Source organism: Aquaspirillum soli (assembly GCF_054781915.1).
Window position 1 is genome coordinate 221,720 of the sequence record NZ_BAAGTM010000004.1, and the last position, 8,766, is coordinate 230,485.

Consider the following 8,766-nt stretch of genomic DNA (forward strand, 5'->3'; position numbering starts at 1 on the left):
ATTACCCCTGTCGTCGCTATCTTCTCTCTCCGGTTGCCTTGTTAAAAAATGAGGCGTGTTCATACTCCGGCAATCTGCCGCGTGTATGGTTTGGCTAAAAAAGGATAGATTGATGAGCCGTATGGTGAACTGTATCAAACTGGGTCGTGAAGCTGAGGGAATGGATTTTGCCCCGCTGCCCGGTGAATTGGGTCAGAAATTGTATGACAACGTTTCAAAAGAAGCATGGCAAGGTTGGATTCGCCATCAAACCATGTTGATCAATGAAAACCGTTTGAGCTTGGCTGATCCACGTGCTCGTCAATATCTGACGCAACAGCTACAAAATTACTTCTTTGGTCAGGGAGCAGATGCCGTGTCTGGCTTTGTTCCTCCAAAGGCATAACTGTTATCGGCGCCCGTTTCCTGTTGGTCTCGGGCGTTTTTATTCACTGACTTTGACGCTAATCTGATGACAACTCCTGCTGCTGACTTACTGCTAAATCGTGAAATTGGTTTGATTGAATTCAATCGTCGGGTGCTGGCACAAGCGGAAGACCCTGCTGTGCCTTTACTAGAGCGCCTGCGTTTTTTATGTATTGTTTCATCTAATCTGGACGAATTATTCGAAGTCAGGGTGGCGTGGTTGCGTGAAGAAGCTGCCTTGCGGCCAGAGCGTGTTCTACCTGATGGCATTACCCCGCGCCAAGCGTTAGCGCAGCTATCTGATGCCGCCCATGCTTTGGTGACACGGCAATATGCCTTGATGAAAGAAATGGTCTTTCCTGCGCTTGAGAAGGAAGGTATTGTTTTTATTCGTCGCAATGACTGGAGCGATGAGTTACGGGCTTGGATTCGGCAATATTTCTTTAAGGAAGTGATGCCAATTTTGACCCCGATTGGTCTCGATCCTTCACATCCCTTCCCAAAACTCCTCAACAAAAGCTTGAACTTCGCCATTGAATTAGAAGGCAAAGATGCGTTTGGGCGCAATTCGGGCATTGCCATTGTGCAAGCGCCACGGATTTTACCTCGGGTGATTCGTCTACCGCGTGAACTGTGTGGCGATAAAGCCTGCTTTGTGTTTTTGTCGTCTATTTTGCATGCCCATGCCCAAGAACTGTTTTCGGGTATGACGGTGAAGGGATGCTATCAATTCCGTGTTACCCGCAACAGTGAATTAAATGTGGAAGAAGACGAGGTAAAAAACCTGCGCACGGCGCTGCAAGGTGAATTACGCCATCGTCAATATGGTGAGGCAGTGCGATTAGAGATTGCCGATACCTGCCCGCCACACATGGAAGAGTTTTTACTCAACCAATTTAATTTAGAGCGGCGCGATATTTTCCGGGTCGATGGCCCAGTGAACTTGGTTCGTTTAATGTCGGTGCCCGATTTAGTCGATCGCCCAGATTTGAAATTTGCTTCGTTTACACCGACCCTGCCAGAGGTATTACGCAAAAAGTCTGGTTTGCTGGCAGCGATTCGCAAGGGCGATATTTTATTGCATCACCCCTACCAAAGTTTCCAACCGGTGATTGATCTGTTGCATATTGCCGCCACTGATCCACAAGTTGTCGCCATTAAGATGACGGTGTACCGCACAGGTACCGAATCGGCGTTGATGGAGTCGCTGATTATGGCTGCGCGCGCCGGAAAACAAGTGACAGTGGTGGTTGAACTGATGGCGCGTTTTGACGAAGAAGCGAACATCAGTTGGGCCAGCCGATTGGAAGATGCAGGGGCGCATGTGGTTTACGGCGTCTATGGCTATAAAGTCCATGCCAAAATGTTGATGGTAGTTCGACGTGAAGAAGGCGCTTTGCGCCGTTATGTGCATCTTGGTACAGGGAACTATCACCCACGGACGGCACGGCTGTATACCGATTTTGGTTTGTTGACGTGCAACGAAGAAATCGCCAGTGATGTCAACGATATTTTTGTGCAGATTACTGGGCTAGGTCGTGCTAACCAGCTAGGTCATCTGTTGCAATCACCCTTTAGTTTACATCCAACGATGATGGCCTTGATTGAACGTGAGGCCGACCATGCGCGTGCTGGCAAACCTGCCCGTATTATCGCCAAGATGAATTCGTTGTTAGAACCCCAAGTGATTCAAGCACTGTATGCCGCCAGCCAAGCAGGGGTACAAATTCAACTGATTGTGCGTGGTGTCTGTGCTCTACGTCCGGGTGTGCCGGGGGTATCTGATAACATTAGTGTGCGTTCGATTGTTGGCCGTTTCCTTGAACATACTCGCGTGTTTTATTTCTTGAATGAAGGGGCAGAAGATGTCTTTATTGCCAGCGCTGACTGGATGGGACGCAATTTCTTCCGCCGCATTGAAACCTGTACGCCGATTCTTGATGCCCGTTTGAAAAAACGGGTCATCCGTGAAGGCTTGCGTTTATATCTGACTGACAATACCAATGCTTGGGAAATGCTGGCCGATGGCAGCTACCGCCGGAAAACTGGCCGTGGTCGCTCACGCGCTGCACAAGCGGAATTGTTGGCCGAATACAGTGAAGAGCAAAAATGACCGGAACTGATATTGCCATTCTCGCCTTGGGGGTGATCGCTTCTCTTCTTGGCATCCTTGGCACCATTCTCCCCGCCATTCCCGGCCTACCTCTTTTAGCCGCTGGCTTGGTGTTATTGGCATGGGCGGGGGATTTCCTCGCCGTTGGTGGCGTAGCGTTGGCGGTGATTGTTGGCCTCGCGTTCTTTGGTATGGCCATTGATTTTGTGGCCGGTTTGTTGGGGGCCAAAGTGTGTGGAGCCAGTAAACAAGCGTTGTGGGGGGCGTTTATTGGTGGTTTGGTAGGGATTGTCTTTGGTCTCCCCGGCCTGATCCTTGGCCCCTTTGTCGGAGCAGCGGTCGGTGAGCTGATGGCACAACGTGGGATGTGGCAGGCGGGTAAAGTGGGGCTGGCGACTTTATTGGGCTTGATTATCGGCACCGTGGCGAAAATTGGTTCTGCCTTAGCGATGGTAGGGGTATTTGCCGGCGCTTATTTGGTCTAGAGCCAAGACAACACCGCCCAAGCATGGGCGGTGTCCACATCTTTTATTGTTGCTGGCTGCTAGAAGTTGCGGCGGTAGTGGCTTCGCTATGTAACAGCTTCGGCACGACCAACGACAACACAACACCCAAAATGCCGGTCAATAACAAGGTTTGTAAGACGGTGATACCGCGTTGTTTGGCCAGATGCGGTGATGACTGCATAAAAAATACTCCAAAAATCAATGACAGGTTGGCGAATTGTGGTCGGGCATGAGACGAAATAGCTGTGTGCAATCTTCCTCATCGAACACATAACGCTGGTGGCAATAGTCGCAGATAATTTCAACGCTGCCTTGTTCTTGCACAATATCGCTCACTTCAGCGGCCCCCATCATTTGCAACATCCCGCCGACTCGTTCACGGCTACATGAACAACCGAATGCCTGTTCTTCCACTTTCAGCACCTGCAGCTGTTCTTCATGGAATAAACGATGGCGCAGGATATCAGGGTCAGTTGCCAATAATTCAGGGGCGTGCAGCGTACCGGCTAAGGCACATAAACGATGCCAATCTTCTGCTTCACCATGCCCCTCCGGTAGACGTTGCAATAACAAACCACAGGCAACCTCGGTATCACACGCCAACCACAAACGACTTTCAAGCTGTTCTGAACGTTGCATATAGCCTTGCAGCATCTCAGCAACGCTATTGCCTTCTAGGGCCACAATACCTTGATAAGGTGGCGTCCCATTTTTCGGGTCGAGAATCAACACAAACTGACCTTGACCTAACAGTTCCGTTAAACTTGCTGCCGTTGGTAACTCGCCTTCCCATTTTGCCGTGGCACGCAAGGTGCGATCTGCATTCCATTCTACGACTAAAAGTTTTAGTGCCCCTTTGCCCTGTAGCTGTAACACTAAACTGCCATCAAATTTCAGCATCGAGCCAAGCAGCGCACTGGCGGCAAGTAGCTCTCCCAACGGTTGTCGCAAGACATCAGGATAATCGCGTCGTTGTAAGATCGTTTGCCAAGTGTGGTGCAGCCGCACTTGGGCACCCCGCGCCGGTGCACTATCAAATAAAAAACGGAAAAGTTTATCGTTTTGCATTAGGTTTCATCCTCTGCCAACGCCGCATTGCATGAGTACAAGGTCATTGGCAAACTGCTGGCAATATCAAATTCTGCACCTGCTTTTACCCCAAGTTGGGCGATTTCGGCCGCCGTCATTGCACTGTCGTAGCTGGCATACATCGCACCAAGCGCAAAATCACGGCCCGAGCCAATCGCCCAAAACCGATGGTATTCATAGACTTCACGCATCGAATACACCGCAAAAATCCCGTGTGGATTGGCAATTAACACGGTCATTTGGCTTGATTCGTAAGGGTCGTTGTCTTCTTCTTCGGTATTGAGGAAATAGTCTTCTTTCAGCTTGTTATGCAGCTTGCGGAAGGTTTCAAAAATCGCCAGACGGCTCGACAAATCGCGGTTTTTGAGTTTGACCAAAGCGGACTGCAACACCAAATCGTGGGCCGCACTGCCAGAGACCGCGATAAAATTGTCATCTAAGCGAAAAATTTTGTTATAGCGGGCGTCGTAGGTCGCACCAACACGGGTTTCGCCAAAGGTCGATTGGCTGTCTCCTGCGATGCTTACCACACCGGCTTTCTTAACCATGACGAGCGTGGTCACGGCATCTCCTGAACAAAAGCAAAGGACGTAAGATAACGCCGCGCGAGAGAAAAGCAAGTCGTATTTTAATACTGCATTTGGAGCCAACAATTATGTGTCAACTACTCGGAATGAATTGCAACACCCCAACTGATATTCAATTTTCTTTTCAAGGCTTTTCCCGTCGTGGTGGTTTGACCGACCACCACGCCGACGGTTGGGGCATTGCGTTTTTTGAACACAGTGGAGTGCGTGTCTTCCTCGACGATATGCCCTCGGCGCATTCGCCTGTGGCAGCCTTTGTGCAAGCCTACCCAATCAAATCAGAGAATGTGATTGCCCATATTCGCAAAGCCACACAAGGCGCCGTCAACTTAGCCAATGTGCACCCCTTTCAGCGTGAAATGTGGGGACGGTATTGGATTTTTGCCCACAACGGTAATTTAGAAAACTTCACCCCACCGGCAGGGCGTTTTTATCAACCTGTTGGTCAAACTGACTCCGAAGCTGCATTCTGTTTATTGTTAGAAACATTACGCAGTCGCTTTGATGCCATGCCTGCCCTTGAGGATTTTTGTCAGGTGGTGGCCGAAGTTACCGCCACCATTCGTCAGCACGGGATTTTCAATTTTATGCTGTCCAATGGCGATTTTTTATTGGCACATTGTTCGACCAAACTGCATTACTTGGTGCGCCAAGCGCCCTTTGCAGAAGCGCATTTATTGGATGAGGACATGAGTATTGATTTTAATCAGGTCACAACACCAAACGATCGCGTGGCAGTGATTGCGACATTGCCGTTGACCGACAATGAAACATGGACGGCATTTACCGAAGGCGAATTGATGTTATTCCGTGATGGCTTGCCAACAACGATTGCTGTCCCTATGCCAAATGGGCGCGACAAAATAGCGACTAACAGTTAAGCTAGATGTCATTTTCCTTTTCAAGGTCGAGTGATCATCGTGAGCCATTTTGATTTCCGTCAGCCGCCATTTGATGTCTTAACCCCTTATGAGCGTGAATTGGTGGCAAAAGCTGCTGATATCGTCTTTTTTCCTGCTGGTGCAACCGTATTGGAACCCACACAAACCGCTGAGTTTTTGTATGTGGTGATCAAAGGGATTGTGCGTGAAATGGCCGAAGAGGAAACCGTTGCCGTGTTTCGCAGCAACGATAGCTTTGATACGCGTGCCTTGATTGCGGGTCATAGCCCACACCGCTTTGAAGTATATGAAGAAGCGTTGTTATTCACCTTGCCGCGCAGCTTAATTTTGCAACTGATTGAGTGCAACGCGGTTTTTGCTGCCTTCTTTTTTCAAACAGTGGCAGAAAAATTTACTGCCTTGGCACAACACCGTACCCATAACCCCGAGTTACAAAATTTGCTGACCGCTCGGGTACGGGAAGTTACCGCCCGCGCCCCCGTATTTTTAGAGGGTGAGGCAACCGTACTGCATGCGGCACAGGCCATGAAACAACATAAGGTCAAATCGTTGTTGATTCGGCAAGGCGAACAGGTCGGGATTTTTACCGTCAGTGATTTTCGCGATGTGATTCTTGCTGGGCACAGTGCCGATGTCCCCTTAGCCAAGTTAGCGCATTTCTCGCTGATCTGTTGCGATATTGACGACTATTTGTTCAATGCTTTGTTGACCATGACCCATCACACGGTACAGCGGGTGGTGGTGACCGAACAAGGCAAGCCGGTAGGGGTGTTAGAGCAAATTGATTTATTGTCCTATTTCTCGAATCACTCACACCTGATTGCACAGCAACTTGAACGCTCGGTGAGCTTGCCAGCTTTAGTCCCTGTGGCGCAGCAAATTGATAAATTGGTGCATATCTTGTCGGGGCATGGGGTGAAAGCACCACAACTGGCTAAGCTGGTGCAAACCTTAAATGGGCAGTTATTTGCCCGTGCATGGGCGCTGATTGCGCCACCAGAATTGATCGCGCATAGCTGTTTGGTGGTCTTGGGATCGGAAGGGCGAGGCGAGCAGATTTTAAAAACTGACCAAGATAATGCCCTGATTGTGGCGGATGATTGTCCGTTGACCATGGCTGAAATTACGCAGATCACACAGCGTTTTTCCGAGGCCTTGGATCAGTTTGGCTATCCGCCATGCCCCGGTGGGGTGATGTTGTCACGAGAAGCGTGGTGTAAAACGGTTTCGGCTTGGCAAGACACCATTTATGAATGGGTCAACCTGCCGCGTGAAGATTCACAGATGAATTTGGCTATTTTCACCGATGCCCATGCGGTGGCAGGTGATAACACGCTATTGCAACAAATCAAAACGGTATTAACAGAACATCTTGATAACAGCGATATGTTCTTCCATCATTTTGCCCGTTCAGTGCTGCAATTTGATACCCCGCTCGGTTTATTCGGCCAGCTGTTGTCGCATGAAGAAAATGGTGTGGCCACGTTAGACCTGAAAAAAGGTGGGATCTTTCCTTTGGTGCATGGCCTGCGTGCACTGGCTTTGCAATACCATCTCTCCGAAACCAATAGCTTTGACCGGCTGACCGTGTTAGCGCAACAAGGTCATCTGGAATCTCAGTTGGCACAAGACTGTAATGAAGCTTTGTCATTTTTATTAACCCTGCGTTTACAACAAGGGCTTACCGCGCTGGATGTCGGTGCACCTGCCAGTAACCTGATTGAACCCAAGCGATTATCGACGCTAGAGCGCGATTTGCTCAAAGAAGCTTTTGCTGTGGTGAAACGCTTTAAATCCTCGATTCGTCATCACTTCCACCTAGGGGGTATGTGATGTTTAAGGCGTTACAGCAACAGTGGGCAAAACGTAAATTGCGTGATCCGCGTTGGGAAGTCTTATTTCAGGCCAATGATGAAGAATGGGTCAGTGTCGATTGTGAAACCACCAGCTTAAATGTGGCCGAGGCTGAAATTCTGTCGATTGGTGCGGTCAAAGTACGTGGCAACCGGATTCTAAGCAGCGAGTCGTTTTATCGGGTGGTCAAACCCAGCATCAACCCCGATGCCGCCAGTGTCAGTATCCACGGTTTACGGCCCTTGGATGTCTCGCAAGGGATCAGCTGTGAACAGGCCGTGACTGAGCTATTAGAATTTATCGGGGGACGGGGGTTGTTGGGGTATTACCTTGAATATGATGTGGCAATTTTAAATAAAACGGTGAAACCCTTAACCGGTTGTAAATTGCCACAGCGACAAGTGGAAATTTCGGCGCTGTATTACGACTGGAAAATTCAACAAAATGTCGGTGCCAATATCGACTTGCGGTTACAGACGATTTTGGACGAGTTGCATATTCCCACCTTGGCACGCCATGATGCACTCAACGATGCGATTACCGCCGCAATGATCTATCAAGCGATGCAAGTGCGGAAGCCTAAACGTCCGTTTGGTTGATGGGCGGGTAGGGGCAGCTTTTTTTAGTGGCCCCTACCGGACTTGCGCCCCAGTGCTCCAGCCATAATCCCTTCCTTCTGAGCCGCAGGCGAAAGGATTTGGCTGGGGGTGAAGGGGCGTGCCGCCCAACGGGCGGCTAGTGCGGTGCTTCCTGTTGCTCGATGTATTGTTGAATCACTGACAATGGCGCTCCGCCGCAACTGATGATGCAATAGCTGCGGCTCCAGAACACCGGCTTATTCCAGTAATACTGCTTCAGTTCTTCGCCAAATTCCTTACGGATGTAACGGCTGGTCACGGTCTTGAGATTGTTCACGAACACCGACGGTGCCACCTGCGGATTCAGCGACAGTAGCAGGTGGACGTGATCAGCTTCGCCGCGGTGATGCATTTTCGCCGGTATTTGGTGACAATAACTAAATGGTAATTTAAGTTAAAAACGCAATGATAAAGCGACTTAACAGGCTGTTTTCGTTCCATAACTGTAGTGTATGATACAAACATGGTTTTCCGCAAAGTCACCTTCCGTCTGTACCCAAACGCCGCTCAGGCCGAGCGGCTGATGGAGCTGCTCGGCCTGCACAAGCGCGTGTATAACACCGCGCTGGAAGAACGCATACGAGCGTATCAGGCAGAAGGTACATCACTGAACTTTGCCAGTCAGTGCAAGGCACTAACCCAGTGGCGGGCGCACGTTCCCGCCTTGGCGGA

The 8,766-nt window shown here is 49.7% G+C and carries 10 protein-coding genes and 1 pseudogene; 7 read left to right on the plus strand and 4 right to left on the minus strand.

Annotated features, from left to right (window positions below; translation table 11 throughout):
• Nucleotides 1-112 precede the first annotated feature (112 nt).
• From ACYVJG_RS06395 to ACYVJG_RS06405, 3 genes are all read left to right on the plus strand, one after another.
• Nucleotides 113-385: an oxidative damage protection protein gene (locus ACYVJG_RS06395; protein WP_022654291.1), complete on the plus strand. Its 273-nt coding sequence runs from the start codon at nt 113-115 to the stop codon at nt 383-385.
• 66 nt (nt 386-451) lie between these two features.
• The gene (ppk1, locus tag ACYVJG_RS06400) at nt 452-2,518 is read left to right on the plus strand and encodes a polyphosphate kinase 1 (RefSeq protein ID WP_460430307.1); all 2,067 of its coding nucleotides are present in this window, start codon (nt 452-454) and stop codon (nt 2,516-2,518) included.
• Complete coding sequence (locus tag ACYVJG_RS06405) at nt 2,515-3,003, plus strand: DUF456 domain-containing protein (protein ID WP_460430308.1); 489 nt, start codon at nt 2,515-2,517, stop codon at nt 3,001-3,003. Before ppk1 ends, ACYVJG_RS06405 begins: the two co-directional genes overlap by 4 nt.
• Nucleotides 3,004-3,046: 43 nt before the next feature.
• On the opposite strand, the gene ACYVJG_RS06410 is transcribed toward ACYVJG_RS06405, so the two are convergent.
• Genes ACYVJG_RS06410 through ACYVJG_RS06420 form a run of 3 tightly spaced genes read right to left on the minus strand, consistent with a single transcriptional unit; the run spans nt 3,047 to nt 4,676 of the window.
• Nucleotides 3,047-3,205, minus strand: coding sequence for a hypothetical protein (locus ACYVJG_RS06410; protein ID WP_460430309.1), 159 nt, complete (start codon nt 3,203-3,205; stop codon nt 3,047-3,049).
• Nucleotides 3,206-3,222: 17 nt separating this feature from the next.
• Nucleotides 3,223-4,092 carry an Hsp33 family molecular chaperone HslO gene (hslO, locus tag ACYVJG_RS06415; protein WP_460430310.1) on the minus strand — a complete coding sequence of 290 codons (870 nt, stop codon included), beginning with the start codon at nt 4,090-4,092 and terminating at the stop codon, nt 3,223-3,225.
• Complete coding sequence (locus ACYVJG_RS06420; protein WP_460430311.1) at nt 4,092-4,676, minus strand: MFS transporter; 585 nt, start codon at nt 4,674-4,676, stop codon at nt 4,092-4,094. Before ACYVJG_RS06420 ends, hslO begins: the two co-directional genes overlap by 1 nt.
• Before the next feature lie 92 nt (nt 4,677-4,768).
• On the opposite strand from ACYVJG_RS06420, the gene ACYVJG_RS06425 reads away from it, so the two are divergent.
• The 3 genes from ACYVJG_RS06425 to ACYVJG_RS06435 are packed head-to-tail and all read left to right on the plus strand — an operon-like array spanning nt 4,769 to nt 8,055.
• Nucleotides 4,769-5,581, plus strand: a complete 813-nt coding sequence (locus ACYVJG_RS06425; RefSeq protein ID WP_460430312.1) for a class II glutamine amidotransferase — start codon at nt 4,769-4,771, stop codon at nt 5,579-5,581.
• A gap of 39 nt (nt 5,582-5,620) precedes the next feature.
• On the plus strand, nt 5,621-7,435 hold the full coding sequence (locus tag ACYVJG_RS06430; protein WP_460430313.1) for a putative nucleotidyltransferase substrate binding domain-containing protein: 1,815 nt from the start codon (nt 5,621-5,623) through the stop codon (nt 7,433-7,435).
• Nucleotides 7,435-8,055, plus strand: coding sequence for a 3'-5' exonuclease (locus ACYVJG_RS06435; protein WP_460430314.1), 621 nt, complete (start codon nt 7,435-7,437; stop codon nt 8,053-8,055). The genes ACYVJG_RS06430 and ACYVJG_RS06435 overlap by 1 nt, the downstream gene beginning before the upstream one ends.
• Before the next feature lie 136 nt (nt 8,056-8,191).
• Here the strand turns inward: ACYVJG_RS06435 and tnpA are convergent.
• Nucleotides 8,192-8,535: pseudogene (gene tnpA / locus ACYVJG_RS06440) on the minus strand (IS200/IS605 family transposase).
• Between the two features lie 22 nt (nt 8,536-8,557).
• Here tnpA and ACYVJG_RS06445 point away from each other — a divergent pair.
• Nucleotides 8,558-8,766, plus strand: a 209-nt coding sequence (locus tag ACYVJG_RS06445; protein WP_460430315.1) for a helix-turn-helix domain-containing protein, incomplete at its 3' end; no start/stop codon positions are given.

Excerpts from the sequence above, each read along its gene's own strand:
- ACYVJG_RS06395 (WP_022654291.1), top strand. The coding sequence starts at position 113 with ATGAGCCGTATGGTGAACTGTATCAAACTGGGTCGTGAAGCTGAGGGA.
- ppk1 (WP_460430307.1), top strand. The coding sequence starts at position 452 with ATGACAACTCCTGCTGCTGACTTACTGCTAAATCGTGAAATTGGTTTG.
- ACYVJG_RS06405 (WP_460430308.1), top strand. The coding sequence starts at position 2,515 with ATGACCGGAACTGATATTGCCATTCTCGCCTTGGGGGTGATCGCTTCT.
- ACYVJG_RS06410 (WP_460430309.1), bottom strand. The coding sequence starts at position 3,205 with ATGCAGTCATCACCGCATCTGGCCAAACAACGCGGTATCACCGTCTTA.
- hslO (WP_460430310.1), bottom strand. The coding sequence starts at position 4,092 with ATGCAAAACGATAAACTTTTCCGTTTTTTATTTGATAGTGCACCGGCG.
- ACYVJG_RS06425 (WP_460430312.1), top strand. The coding sequence starts at position 4,769 with ATGTGTCAACTACTCGGAATGAATTGCAACACCCCAACTGATATTCAA.
- ACYVJG_RS06435 (WP_460430314.1), top strand. The coding sequence starts at position 7,435 with ATGTTTAAGGCGTTACAGCAACAGTGGGCAAAACGTAAATTGCGTGAT.